The organism is Ruegeria sp. PrR005, from assembly GCF_010500245.1.
Lineage (GTDB): Bacteria > Pseudomonadota > Alphaproteobacteria > Rhodobacterales > Rhodobacteraceae > Ruegeria_B > Ruegeria_B marisflavi.
The window spans coordinates 43672-56718 of record NZ_JAAGOX010000006.1 but is presented as its reverse complement, the minus strand read 5'-3'; the positions used below and the strand labels follow the sequence as shown (position 1 = coordinate 56718).

The 13047-nt window shown below is 57.5% G+C and carries 9 protein-coding genes and 2 pseudogenes; 8 read left to right on the top strand and 3 right to left on the bottom strand.

Going from position 1 to position 13047, the window contains the following annotated elements; translation table 11 throughout:
- The 3 genes and pseudogenes from G0P99_RS04365 to G0P99_RS04355 all read left to right on the top strand — a co-directional run bounded on the left by G0P99_RS04365 (position 1) and on the right by G0P99_RS04355 (position 3550).
- Positions 1-1416, top strand: a complete 1416-nt coding sequence (locus G0P99_RS04365; protein ID WP_164128081.1) for an aldehyde dehydrogenase family protein — start codon at positions 1-3, stop codon at positions 1414-1416.
- A 12-nt stretch (positions 1417-1428) separates the two neighbouring features.
- On the top strand, positions 1429-2175 hold the full coding sequence (locus tag G0P99_RS04360; protein ID WP_164128079.1) for a sulfite exporter TauE/SafE family protein: 747 nt from the start codon (positions 1429-1431) through the stop codon (positions 2173-2175).
- 347 nt (positions 2176-2522) lie between these two features.
- Positions 2523-3550, top strand: a pseudogene (locus G0P99_RS04355) (IS110 family transposase).
- Between the two features lie 284 nt (positions 3551-3834).
- On the opposite strand, the pseudogene G0P99_RS24665 reads toward G0P99_RS04355, so the two are convergent.
- Positions 3835-3969, bottom strand: a pseudogene (locus tag G0P99_RS24665) (IS6 family transposase); the annotation flags it as partial.
- A gap of 68 nt (positions 3970-4037) precedes the next feature.
- Positions 4038-5582 carry a hypothetical protein gene (locus G0P99_RS04350; RefSeq protein WP_164128077.1) on the bottom strand — a complete coding sequence of 515 codons (1545 nt, stop codon included), beginning with the start codon at positions 5580-5582 and terminating at the stop codon, positions 4038-4040.
- 474 nt (positions 5583-6056) lie between these two features.
- Between G0P99_RS04350 and G0P99_RS04345 the strand changes: the two genes are divergently transcribed.
- Complete coding sequence (locus G0P99_RS04345; protein WP_164128075.1) at positions 6057-7172, top strand: linear amide C-N hydrolase; 1116 nt, start codon at positions 6057-6059, stop codon at positions 7170-7172.
- Between the two features lie 99 nt (positions 7173-7271).
- Positions 7272-8216, top strand: coding sequence for a cation transporter (locus G0P99_RS04340; protein WP_164128072.1), 945 nt, complete (start codon positions 7272-7274; stop codon positions 8214-8216).
- 15 nt (positions 8217-8231) lie between these two features.
- Here G0P99_RS04340 and G0P99_RS04335 read toward each other — a convergent pair whose 3' ends face one another.
- Positions 8232-9128 (bottom strand): transporter, encoded by an 897-nt coding sequence (locus G0P99_RS04335; RefSeq protein WP_164128071.1) that lies wholly within the window; start codon positions 9126-9128, stop codon positions 8232-8234.
- 301 nt (positions 9129-9429) lie between these two features.
- Between G0P99_RS04335 and G0P99_RS04330 the strand changes: the two genes are divergently transcribed.
- From G0P99_RS04330 to G0P99_RS04320, 3 genes are all read left to right on the top strand, one after another.
- Positions 9430-11169 carry an amidohydrolase gene (locus G0P99_RS04330; RefSeq protein ID WP_164128069.1) on the top strand — a complete coding sequence of 580 codons (1740 nt, stop codon included), beginning with the start codon at positions 9430-9432 and terminating at the stop codon, positions 11167-11169.
- A gap of 145 nt (positions 11170-11314) precedes the next feature.
- The gene (locus G0P99_RS04325) at positions 11315-11797 is read left to right on the top strand and encodes a hypothetical protein (protein ID WP_164128067.1); all 483 of its coding nucleotides are present in this window, start codon (positions 11315-11317) and stop codon (positions 11795-11797) included.
- Positions 11798-11909: 112 nt separating this feature from the next.
- The gene (locus G0P99_RS04320; RefSeq protein ID WP_164128065.1) at positions 11910-12896 is read left to right on the top strand and encodes an SMP-30/gluconolactonase/LRE family protein; all 987 of its coding nucleotides are present in this window, start codon (positions 11910-11912) and stop codon (positions 12894-12896) included.
- Positions 12897-13047: the final 151 nt, after the last annotated feature.

Below are 13047 nucleotides of genomic sequence, written 5' to 3'. Positions count from 1 at the left end.
ATGGAACCGTTTCGCCTGATCATCGATGGCAAGAAAGTCCCGACAAAGCAATGTTTCGAAGTGCTGAATCCTGCCACAGAAAAGGCCGCCGGGCTGGCGCCTCTGGCGACCAGGGAACAGCTTGAGGACGCGATCCGCGCCGCCAAGGTGGCACAGAAATCATGGGCCAAGGAAACCGAGCGCAAGCGGCAGACTGCCTGCCGCCGCATCGCCGAGCGGATCGAGGCGCATGCCGAAGAGCTTGCCGCCCTTCTGACCGCCGAACAGGGTAAACCGATGGGCGGGTTGGGATCGCGCTGGGAAATTGGTGGCGCAATCGCCTGGACACAATATACGGCCAGCCTGTCGATGCCGCCCAAGGTACTACAAGACAACAATGAAGGCCGGGTGGAACTGTTCCGCAAGCCGATCGGCGTGGTCGGTTCGATCCTGCCGTGGAATTTCCCGGTCATGATCGCAATCTGGCACATCATTCCGGCTGTGCTCTCGGGCAATACAGTTGTCGCAAAACCCTCGCCCTACACGCCCCTCACCACGCTGAGGTTGGTCGAGCTAATGAATGAGGTTCTGCCGCGCGGTGTCGTGAACTGCGTCACGGGCGACGACGACCTTGGCCCGGCCATGACCAGCCATCCCGACATCGGCAAGATCGTATTCACCGGCTCCTCGGGCACCGGCAAGAAAATCTACGCCAATGCTGCCGAAACCATGAAACGCATGACCCTGGAACTGGGTGGCAACGATGCGGGCATTGTGCTGCCGGACGTCGATCCCAGGCAAATTGCCGAAGGGCTGTTCTGGGGCGCCTTCATCAACACCGGTCAGACCTGCGCCGCACTCAAACGCCTTTACGTGCATGACGATGTCTACGAGGATGTCTGCGAGGAACTGGTCAAGTTCGCCCGCAAGATGCCCATGGGCGAAGGCACCGACGAGACCGCGATGTTGGGTCCAGTGCAGAACCTGCGCCAGTTCGAGATTGTCAGCGATCTTGTTGCCGATGCCCGCAAAAAGGGCCGCGTTCTGCTGGGCGGCGACCCGCCCGCGCGTACCGGCAAGAAACAGGGATACTTCTTTCCGCTCACCATTATCGCAGACCTCGACAACGGTGACCGCCTTGTCGACGAAGAACAATTCGGCCCGGCGCTGCCGATCATCCGGTTTCGAGACATCGACGAAGTGATCGAAAAGGCCAACGACAACCCGAACGGGCTGGGCGGGTCGGTCTGGAGCCGCAACATTACGACTGCCCGCCAGGTGGCCAGCCGGATGGAATGCGGGTCGGTCTGGATCAACAAGCACGGCATGATCCAACCTAATGCACCATTCGGCGGGGTAAAGCAGTCTGGTGTCGGCGTCGAATTCGGCCAGGAAGGGTTGGAGGAATACACCGACATCCAGGTCGTGTTCTCCTGACAGTTCGCACCAATGCTGTCATTTCTTGACCCCGGCATCGTGCCGCCCCTGCTGGTCGCCGCTGTGTTCGCGGCGTCCCTGTTACAGGCTGTTACCGGCATCGGCTTTGGCGTGATCGCCGGGCCGGTGCTTCTCGTCACGATGGCAAGCGCGGGCGCTATCCAGGTTTCGATCGTGCTGAGCTTCCTCATCGCGCTGTTGCTCGCGCCATTGACCCTGCCCGCAGTCAATTGGCGGCTTTTGCGTCCACTGTTCATTGGGGTTTGCCTCGGCACGCCGGTGGGTGCCTGGGCGTATCTGTCCCTATCGCTTGAAACCCTCAAACTGTGCGCGGCAATTGTCGTCGGAGCAATGACTGTCATTGCAACCGGAATTCTGGCCAAGTTTCCGATTGCACAGTCCGACACCGCCAGCAGGCGCGGCGCAGTCGGCATGGTCTGTGGGGTGCTCAACGCGGCGCTCGCGATGCCCGGCCCTCCGGTTGCGGCCTATGTCACCGCGATCAAGGGTGATGGAAAAGTCGTTCGGGCGACGACACTGGTTACGTTCCTTTTGTCATACCCTATTGCACTGGCCTTCCAGGCGCTATTCGTCGGTGTGTCGGAAAGCCTACTGCCAACGGTTTCCGCATTGGCGGTTCCCACGATCCTGGGAACCCTGTCGGGCGTATTTCTTTCTCGTTCGATCAACGAGCAAGCGTTCAAATGGCTGACAGTGTTCTTCCTGGTCATAAGCGTGATACTGCTCGTTGCAAGATAATGTTGGCTTGCTGGTCTGAAGAATGGCCGTGTGAATAGACAATTCTTGTTGGTATCAGACCGACGACAGCCGACCTCTAGAGGGGCATAATCGTGTCTCCCCCACTTCAACGGGGCTTGGTCGTAGAACGTGCACCACCATTCGCGGTTTCTGTGCGGGGATCATCCAGCCATCGCCCATGTAATAGCACGCCGTTGATTTTCATGAATACGTCTTCAATCCCCGCAACTGTCGTCATGCAGGCGGGCCCTGCGAATGCCCCCAACCCGGCTCTGATGATGTGACCGCCCCCCGACGGCATCGATGTGCCAAGGTGGGTCTGCGAGGATCCACAGAGGAGGACGGTCATGTCGGAGATTATCACGGTCGGCTCGATCTGGCGAAGAATGTGTTTCAGGCGCACGGTGCTGACGCCTCGGGGAAGGCGGTTCTGCGCAAGAAGCTGAGACGGGATCAGGTGCTAGCCTTCTTCGGGCAGCTACAGCCGTGCGTCGTGGCGATGGAAGCCTGCGGCGGCGCGCACTTCTGGGGCCGCGAGATTGGGAAGTTGGGCCACGAGGTCCGCCTGATCCCGCCCGCCTACGTCAAACCCTTCGTGAAGCGGCAGTAGAACGATGCCGCCGATGCAGAGGCGATTTGCGAGGCAGTCCAGCGTCCGACGATGCGCTTCGTGGCCGTGAAGAGCGAAGAGACCCAGGGAGCGGCGATGGTCTTCCGGATCCGCGAGTTGCTGATCCGGCAGCGGACGCAAGCGATCAATGCGCTGCGCGGCCATCTTGCGGAGTTCGGCCAGATCGTCCCGCAGGGTGCCGCGAACGCCGCGCGCCTGATCGCTATCGTCGAGGACCCGGACAGCGGACTGCCCGCCGATGCGATTGCCACGTTGAAGGTGCTGGTCGGGGCCCTAACCCATCTGGAGACGGAGATCGACAAGCTTGACGCCGAGATCGCCCGACGCGCCAAGGAGAACGAGGTGGCCCGGCGCCTGATGACCGTTCCGGGGATCGGGCCGTTGATCGCCACGGCCATCGCGGTCCTGGCGCCGCCGCCCGAGACGTTCCGGAAGGCGCGTGACTTCGCGGCCTGGCTCGGTCTGACACCGCGGCAGCATTCCACCGGGGGCAAGCAGCGTCTTGGGGCCACGACGAAGATGGGCGAGCGCTCATTGCGACGGCTGCTGATCATCGGAGCCAACAGCGTCATCATAAAGCGGCATGTCCATGCCGCAGCCCGGCCTGGCACCTGGCTGGGCGGGATGCTGACCCGCAAGCCGCCGATGCTGGTGCGGGTGGCACTGGCGAACAAGATGGCGCGGATCGTCTGGGCCCTGATGGCCAAGGGCGGCGTCTACCAGTCTCCCTTCGCGGCGGCGTAAGCCGTCTGTCGGTCGCGAGGATGTCGGAGCGGAAGAGGGCCAGGAGCAGTTTGGCGCAACAGTCGTGAGACGGGATCGGGAGAACCAGTGTGCAACAGAGTGCCTTCGAGCACGCGGCTTTGATCTGGACCCGACCTTCGAACACCATACGGGTCCGCGGCATGACGATGGCCGCATCAGAGGCCGGACACATGTCAGCACCCGATGACGCGCCAAAGTCAGCTTCGAAAATACCCTCTTGCGCAAGGGGCGGTTACACATGTTGCATAATTCGTGCAAGGGAGCACATCGATACCGTGCTCAAGGAACAAATCTTCCACGTTCAGCAGTGATGGACGGGGCCGAACATACAGCAGGAACGCCAGGCGGATGACCTCCGGGCTGGTTTTGAAACAGCGAAACAGGGAACTTTTGGTCATGGCGCAAAGCGACAAGACCGCCCTGCCCGTTTCAAGCTGTTTTCATTCGACCGCACCCGCTGTTGCGGTCAGATGGCCGCGATCCGTTCCAGCCCAGCGGTGATGCGCTCTCGTAACCGAGCGTCCATCCTGATTGTTGAAACATAGTCCTCAGGCTCGATGCCACGTTCATTGAACGGAGCGATTGCGGCATGGGCGAGGTCCTGCTCCCCGGCCAACGCATGCGCCACCGCAATCAGCAACCAGTCGTAGATGCTGTCGCGTGCGTCGATGTCACGGACGAGATCGGAGGCGGTACGAAAGTCCCCCGCGATCAACGGCTGCACTGCCAGCGATATGGACAGCCAGATCGGCAGAAGCGGGTTGCGCTCCCGCGCCGCCCGTACGAGTTCCAGACCGCTATCAACATCTCCCGATTTTGCGAGCCAACCACCGACCAGGGCCATCATGAGCGTTGCGTTGGGATTTGCATCGATCGCCCGCGAAATCAGGTTGCGGTAACGTGCTGCGTCGCCACGGGCTTGGGCAAAAGCGGCAGCGGCAAACAGAGCTTCCTGGCAATTCGGCGCCAGTGCGATGGCCTTCTCTGCGTGGATCCGCCCCTTCTCAACAACGTCTTCCACACTCGCACTGCCGAGCGTCGCTGCCTCAATCAGCGCAATGGCAACCAATGCATGAGCGAGCCCGCTCGACGGATTATCTTGGAGGGCACTCTGCGCAAGCTCCTGGAATTCGTTCAGGCTGCTGAGGCGTGCCGTGCGCATGTGGGCGTGAAAAGCCAGAAGCGCCTCGTAAACCCCTGCATCCGTCCCCTTCCGGCCTGAGTATTGGGCGCTCAGATCCTCGGCTACAATCCCATAGGCATCAGCCAGGCGCGTCGCGCATTGGCGCGCGATCTCCTCTTGCAGCCCAAAAACGTCCGCATGATCGGCGTCGATGCGAAGCCGATCCGACCAGATGAGCGCCTCGTCCGGCAATCGGCTCAGCTGTACCGAAACACGAAGGCTTCCGCCGGCTTCACGGACATTGCCGCGCAGGACATAGTCGGTGCGTGCTGCAAGGTCCACGGCGCTTCGGTTAGCGGAAATCGCGTCCTCGTGCCATCCAGATATAACGCTGAGCTGTCCAAAACGCGCCAGTTCAAGCGCAATTTCCTCTGGCAGCCCCTCCCGGTACAGGCGCGCCCTTTCCCGGTCATCTCCGGTAAAGCTAAGGATCGCCAATCTTGGCAGTCCGGAGCGCGGAGCCCGCTGCGGACCGGTTTGCACAAGCGGCCGATACTCGAACTTCGGGCGATAATGCCCTTTGGGAACCGAAATGATGATTTCATCGCCGGCACCCGAAGTCAGGTAATAATGTTCGAGCGCCTTGCGCAGCTTGACGGCCTCGATCCGGACGATCGGGTCGCTGTTGGGGTCGAAACTGGCATCGCGGCCGAAGACATCCATTGCCAAGGCCGTTCCCTTCAACAGCTCGCCACGACCCTCCAACTCTTCCGCAACGAGATGAGCCAGAAACTTCCGCGCCCGTGGCCCCGCCGTGAAATCCGTGGAGGAGACGATGCGGTCCAGCTGCTCGGCGACCGCGTCCCTGTCTAGCTGAATATCGGACAAAACAATTCGATCCCTTCGGCAAACCTGCATTCTGCTTGTCCAGACGGATAGTATCGGCGCCCGGCAACGCGGTCGAGAGGGCTGTTCAATGGCAGGTAGGCGCCAGAAAGCCGAAACAACCGACCAGCGGGGTTTGGACCTGCACCTCCAACCCCCAAAGCTTTTCCGAGCATGGCGAGCAACCGTAAACTCACTGGTCAGCTGCTGCGTTGCATAAAGCCTCCGCAGCGCCGGGCCAGTTCAACACCTGGGCGGTACTCTTGGCCCCCGATACTTCGTCACGCTTCCATGCCGACTGACGACACAAAGTTCGGCGCTCCGCCCTAGTCGCGGACCCTAATTCGTCCCCACGACTGAACTTGCATCGGCAACCGTATCCTTACTGTTGCATACATTTCGGGCGCGGCTGAGGGCGTCTATCTCTGGCTCATCAACAACACGAACAGCAACTCTTCAAGCCAAAGGAAAAAACCAATGTTTAAATGGACCCGCTCCTCCCGCCGCTCTTTGAAATCAACCGCTGCAACCGCAATCATGGCACTTGTCATGTCCTCAACGGCCATGTCTGCCGTCGCTTGCACACGCTACATCGCTCAAACCGATCACGGTGCCATTGTCATGCGCTCAGTGGACTGGGGTGAAAAGCTTGGTGCAGTCGGCCATGTTCACCCGGTCGGTGAAGCCCGGCGTACTTCCGATGTAGACCAGTACGGCAAAGCGGCAGAATGGAGCGTCAAGTACCACACGGTCGCCATGGAAGAGCACGAGTTGTTTCATGGCGCGTCGGTTGAGGCCATCAATGACCAGGGCCTGAGTGCGATGGGCCTCTATCAAAACAACTCGAAACCGTTCAATGAACTGCACAGCGACAAAGGTTTCCCAGCAGTATCGCTGAGCGACTTCACCGCATTTGTGGCGGAAAACTATGCAACCGTCGCCGAAGTTCTGGAAGCTCATGAAAAAGGGGAGTTCCAGATCGCTTGGGGATCGAAAATGCGTGGCAGCGACACTTTTCACGGTGTTCACTTCTCTGTCGTCGACAAAAGCGGCGACATCGCCCTGTTCCAGTTGAACGAAGGCGGTACCGAAGTTGTTCACATTGGTGACGCGGCCTCTGATTTGCGGGTGATGACAAACAGCCCTCTTCAGCAGGATCACCGGGAATACGTTGAGCAATTCGATCTTTCGAACAATCGTCTGGGCGCCGACTTGCCTTCGACCATCGGTTCGCTTGACCGCAATCTGCGACTGCTCTGGTCGAGCCAGTATCAGGACTACAGCGGCAAATCCTATGATCAGACGATGGGGCAGATCCAGATGGCTTTTGACAACGCGGTTCTGGTTCCGCACGGAATCGAAGATCCGGCCGACAACGGCTCCTCGGCCACCTACGCAACCTGGATCTCGTTCCGCTACAATCTGGACAATGGTGAAATCACGACCCGCAGCCTGGAAACGGCAAAGGAGATCACGTTCACTCTTGAAGATACCAAAGCGTATGGCGGTCCTGTCTGTGCCGATTTGATCCAGCAGGCGGACAGCGGGAAAGCAACCGTTACATGGGGTTCTTGCAACGGCGCCGCATCCTAAGAAAGTTGCAATGGGAAAGGGTCGTTTCTGATAGTTGGAAACGATCCTTTCTCGATGCGAACCCCTCCACTTCGATCCGCTACCATATCGGTGATGCAAATGAGCCACCCATCTGATCCAACTCAATCCCTGGAAAGCCGGGCTCTGCGAGCGGGCATGGCGGGGAATTTGTTCATGGGGGCGGCCGGAGTTCTGGCCGCCTACCTCTCGAATTCACAAGCCATTCTGGTAGACGGGCTTTTTTCGCTTGTTGGTTTTTTTGCAGCTTTGATCGGGACGCGCGTGTCACGCAATGCGCAACGACAGCCTGACAAATATCGCCCTTTTGGTTATGCCGGGGACGAAGCACTGTTTTCCACCTTCCGAGCGATGTCGCTGTTGGGGCTTGTGTTGTTTGCAATGGTCAGCGCCGCGATGAACATCGTGTCCTATGCAAATGGCGCCCCTCCAACAGAGCTTCTGTTTGCGCCAATGGCTGTCTACTTTCTTGTCGTTGGATCAACCAGCTTCGGCCTTTGGTTCTCGCACCAGCGGGCTTGGAGGCGGACCCGGAAGACAAGTGAAATTCTGAGACTTGAGGGAACGGCAGCCGCCTTTGACGGAATAATCACACTGGCTGCGGCCGTCGGGTTGTTTGCAGTCCACTATTTCCGCGACGGAGTATTGGCTCCCATCGCCCCTGTCGGGGACTCCTTGATCGTTCTGGCCCTGTGTTCAACGGTGATTGTGCAATATTATAAGGACTTTACGGTGGGGTTGGGTGAACTGGCAGGAGTTACCGCCCGGCCGCAAGCCGTCGCAAAGGTTCGTCGTGCAATTCGCCAAACAATCAAGCTTCACAATGGTTTGCTTGTCGATCTGTCTGTGTCGAAACTCGGACGTCTGCACACCGTTGTCGCGTACTTAGATCCACAGGGGACCACGACCGCTGAACAGATCGACAAGCTGACCCATGAGCTTCAACGCGACATAGAAAGGGAATTTGTACACGTCGAGGTACATGTGGTCGTAAGCAAACACGGTCGCGTTTTGCCAAGAACCTGACGTCCACGCAGGGTTTCAGAACGCGTAGGCCAGAGACAGAAGAGCTGTCACGCCTTCGGTCGAATTCCTGTTGTCAAAGTCCTTGCCGACGCGCGAAGCGATCTGGAAGCCTGGCAAAGCTTTGGGTTTCCAGACGACCTCGGCACCGATGATGTTGATCCGATACTTGCCAGGGTCTCCACCAGGTGTTCCGGATTGTCGCGATACCTGGAATGAAGTGGCCGCAGCCAAACCGAGAGATACGCCCTTGGCGACTTCCTTGCCGAAGGCGGCTTCAATTGAAAGCACGTCACCGGGGCGGATGTTTGTCGTTTCCTGACGCCCAAAAGTTTCAAAGCGCGCCTGAAGCGTTGCCGACCAGGGAAGCTCGGTTTGCTGTCTCCATGTCGTGCCCGCATAGAACATGTGGCTCCACAAGCCCTTGCCGGTATTTTGGGCCCCTCCAGCCTGAAATCTCCCTGTAGGCGCCCAGAATGTATAGGACACTTGTGTGTGCCAGGCTCCATTGTGCCATCCCAACCCAAGGGGGCTGATGACAGTGTCACCGATTTGATAAGCGGTCCTTGCGCCGGGTGCTGGACGCAGCACTTGGTCGCGATAGGTCAAAACAAGCCCGTATGAATAGTCCCCTCCAAGGATCTGCACATCGGGAACAACGGATTTGAAGGCAAGTCGCATCGCATGGACCGACGTGCCGCCAACACCGAGGTCATTGCCGTTTCCATCCACAAAACGATCGATGCTGTAAGATATCCAACCATTCTCCACGATGCGCGTTCCTTGTGGAGGCATGATTGCCGATGTCTGCCCCAATCCTCCTCCAAGCCCGTAGTTTCCAGAGATGGGAACTTGGGCCTTGGCTGTGCCGGGTTCGACCAAAACCAGAGCAAGGAGCAACAGAGGTTGGATCAAACTCCGGGTTCGATCTGCCAGGCAGCGTTTGTTTGACCACATTGTTTTTGATCCCTTGCCACTTTCCCTGATCAGACTCGCGGGCCGAAACTGCTCTGTCAAGGGAACAGTACCCGTTCGATTGAGCTCCCGATGAAGTGACTCCTGGTTGGTTTCAAAAGCAACAATGTATTTGCCAATCCGGGCTGTAGATATTTGTTAACATTGAAACTTTTTACTCAAATTTGCTGGTACCTTGAATCTATGATGGCATTTTGGAATCTCTTACATATGATGAAATGAATAATAGGGGAGACACGAGATGAAGATGATTACAGCCAGCGTTCTTGCGCTTTGTGCCAGCCTTGCTCATGCCCAGGATGCCGCAGACCTGGTTTTGAAAAATGCTTTTGTCCTGACAATGGACAAGGAAAATCCCGAGGCACAAGCCGTTGCAGTACGAGGCAGTCAGATCGTGTATGTTGGGGACGTGGGCGGTGTGGAAAGCCTGACCGGCGAAAACACCGAAGTCCTTGACCTGACCGGCAAGATGGTGCTCCCCGGCTATGTCAGCGCCCACGACCATGTTCTTGGGTCCGCGTGGTCGACACTTGGCGTCGATCTGAACGCGGCAAAAGACAAAGAAGAAACTCTTCAGATGCTGCGGGATTACGTGGCGGAGAACCCCGATTTGCCGATCGTTGTCGGCCAGGGATACAATGCTACCCTTATGGGCGGCGCGCCCACTGCCGCTGAACTGGATGAAATCATCCCCGACAAGATCGCGATTATCATCGACTTCACCATTCACGATGCCTGGCTGAACACCAAGGCGCTCGAAGCAGGAAACATCACCAAAGATACGCCGGACCCGGTGCCAGGGGTAACTTATTGGATCAGGGATGACGACGGAAACCCGTTGGGCGTCGGCAAGGAAGGATCGTGGTTCCCTGTCTATACGAAAGTCGCTTGGGAACCCGAGCGAATGATCGAGGAAAGCCGCGAAAAACTTCAACCACAAGTCGTCGTAGGCGGCACAACAACAGCGCTGATCCCTGGAGTGGTCACGCCGAATTTTACAAACGCACCCGGCATGTTCGATGATCTGGAAGTTTCCATGAAGGTGCTTGAAAAAGCGCTCGCCGACGGTGATTTGCCAGTGCGAACATTTGTTCAGCCGGCCTACAAGGACGCGACCGCCGATCCGGTTGAATTTGCGGCACGGGCACGTGCAATGGCCGACAAGTACAACGGTGACTTGTTTCGCGTACATGGCATCAAGTTACACCCGGAAGGGACATGGAGTGCCGGCGCGGTTCTGATGCTGGAGCCGTTCGAAGGAACGGACAATATCGGCATTTCGGCGGTAAAACCGGATCAGATGAAAGAGGTCGTCAAGGCCGCAAACGACCAAGGTCTAGATGTTTTTGCCCATGTTGAAGGGTCGGGCACTGTGCGTGGAATGATTGATGCGATCCTTGCGTCGCGCGACTCCGGCAACGCGGACGAGCGCAATGCGCTGCATCACTATCAGATCGTACATCCTGATGACCAGCAACGCATGATTGACAACAGCATTCCGGTAAACATCACCCCGATTTTTTCGGTGGATTGGGCTGGGCAGGATCAGGACTTTCTCAGCATGTTGGGTGACACGCGGACGAACGAGCGTGTTTCTCAATACAGGTCACTGGCCGATGCCGGGGTCAGCGTCAGCCTTGCAGGAGATTACCCATCCGCGCCGATGTCGACCAACAGTATGCTCTATCAGATCTACACAGCGGTTACGTTCAAGAACCCCCTTGATCCCGAGAACTCCAGGAAATTCCCAAATGGAGCTGAACCGCTGGACCTGATGCAGGCAATCGAAGCCGTAACAATCAACCCTGCTTGGCAACTTAGAATGGAAGACAAGATCGGCTCTCTGGAAGTTGGAAAACTGGCCGATATCGTGATCCTGGACCGGAACATTCTGGATTTGGATAGTCCAGAAGACCTCCTGACCACCAAGGTTCAAGCAACGATCATGGATGGCCAATTCCGCCATCGTGACGGACTGTGAAAATTGACCTGAGACCCGCTTTCTCCTCGGACTTGAGGTAGTGTCCGTCCGGTGCTGGCAGGCTCGTCCGAACCAGTTTACGCGAGCATAGGCAAGCCGCTTGCTATCCCTGGCAAAGACCCGGTCTCTCGCCGAGAGCGGCGGCATGGTTCAGCTTGAAGGCCATTCGGGAAGTGAGGCTGTGATCACCTTTGCCCGAGTGGCCCGGTTTGTTTGTTGGTACGAGGTCGACCTCGGGCCTATCACGGCGGCCGTGCTTACGCATTGCTTTTTCAAGGAATTTCAGCGTGGCCTTCTTGCCCTATTTCTTCGAGACGAAGCTCTTGAGGACTTTGCCTTCGAATTCGACAGCCCGCCAAAGGCAATGGCGTTCGCCTTTGATCTTCCCAAACATCTCAGTGAGATACCGCCGTCAGCGGCTGGATTTTATCCCTTCGACCCAACGCTTACGGATTTCAGCGCCGAGCATACGAAAGGCCGCGCATGCGGGTTGTTTACGCCGGGCTTTCGTGATCGCTATCCAGTCAAAGTGACATTGCCCGTACAACTCCTCCGACAATCCCTGGACGAAGAACAACCCGACAAAGCCCTCGAAACTTTAGTTGTGAACGACTTGGTTCATGGATAGAGTAGACCGACATCCGTTAATAACTGAATATTCGTGACCACTGTATGCGGCAGCTGACGACCAAAGATGCCGTGTCAGCATGTCGAGAACGCAGTCAGTAGGGAGCGCTTTCATGTCAGATCAAAGGACAATCGAAGACGGCTATCTGGAGCCGGTCGCCGAAGGCTTGGGCTTTCCAGAAGGTCCAGTCGCGATGAACGACGGGTCAGTGCTTTTTGTGGACATCAAGGACCAGTTGCTCAGACGGCTCACCCCAGAAAACAAGATCGTGAATGTTGCCAAGCTACCCGGTGGACCGAACGGGGTAGCCATTGGCCCCGATGGCGCGGCCTATGTCTGCAATAACGGCGGGGTCTACACTTTTGTGAAAATCGATCCCTTGGCTCCTACGGGTTCTGGCAAGACCCCCAATCCGGAGCGGGAAATCACCGTACCCTGGCCAGAGCGCCCAAACTACGAAGGCGGATCAATCCAACGGGTCGATCTGGACACCGGAGAGGTCAAGACGCTTTACTGCAAATACAAAGGGAAATGCCTGATCGCGCCCGACGATATCGTTTTCGACAGTGATGGTGGTTTCTGGTTCACGGACACCGGTATGCAAGAGGGAACGACAACCGAGTCAGGGGCGGTTTACTATGCCAAGACCGACGGCACGATGCTGAACCAAGTGGCCTTAGTGCCCACGGCAAACGGTATCGGCATTTCACCCGAAGGCGACAAGCTCTACGTCTCTGACACGGTTTTCGGGCGCCTCTGGTCCATGGAAATCGTCGGCTGCGGCGAGTTGAAAAAACCAAACCCCGTGCCACCGATGCCCGGCAAAGTTGTTCAGACCCTACCAGGCTATCAGTGGCTCGATAGTCTCAAGGTCGAGGCTGACGGACGCGTTTGTGTCGGAACGATCTTTAACGGCGGCATCACCATATTCTCACTCGATGGGACGACGCAGCATCTGCCGGTCGATGACATTTTCACGACCAATCTCTGCTTTGGCGGAGAGGACATGTGTGATGTCTGGATAACCGCTTCGAGCACCGGAAAAATCTACAAGACACGCTGGCCGCGTCCGGGCCTCAAGCTGGCCTTTACCGCCTGACCTGCTGGCAAAGTCAGGAGAAAAAGAGTGTCGCTGCCCCGCGGCCAGTCTTGACCGTGCCGCTCTGGTTATGGGGCCGTTATCCTTATGGAGAGTAGCAAGAAGACCGCCTGTCGTGTTAACCTTCGTTAACATGGTTAACGCAGCCGCA